At 65.2% G+C, this 365-nt stretch carries 1 protein-coding gene; it reads right to left on the bottom strand.

Annotated features, from left to right (window positions below):
• The coding region (hisF, locus tag B2V21_RS10360; protein ID WP_286916796.1) for an imidazole glycerol phosphate synthase subunit HisF at positions 1-365 on the bottom strand (365 nt) is incomplete at both ends.

The raw sequence follows: 365 nt of genomic DNA, 5'->3' as shown, positions 1-365 counted from the left end.
GCCATCGGCCAGGTGCTGCAGGTTGCCCACCCCACCGGAGGCGATCACCGGAATGCCCAGCGCATCGCTGATGGCGCGGGTCACGCCCAGGTCGAAGCCATTCTTCATGCCGTCCTGATCCATGCTGGTCAGCAGTATCTCACCCGCACCCAGGCCTTCCATCTTCTGCGCCCATTGCACGGCGTCCAGCCCGGTCGGTTTGCGACCACCGTGGGTGAAGATTTCCCAACGCGGCTCTTCGCCCGGCCCGGAAACCTTCTTCGCGTCGATGGCCACCACGATGCACTGCGAGCCAAAGCGCGAGGCCGCTTCGCCGACGAACTCGGGGTTGAACACCGCCGCCGTGTTGATCGAGACCTTGTCGG

Source organism: Pseudomonas sp. UBA6276, assembly GCF_002438365.1.
Classification (GTDB): Bacteria; Pseudomonadota; Gammaproteobacteria; order Pseudomonadales; family Pseudomonadaceae; genus Aquipseudomonas; species Aquipseudomonas coleopterorum.
Note: the sequence above shows the minus strand (reverse complement) of the source record. Positions and strands in the feature narration are given on the sequence as shown.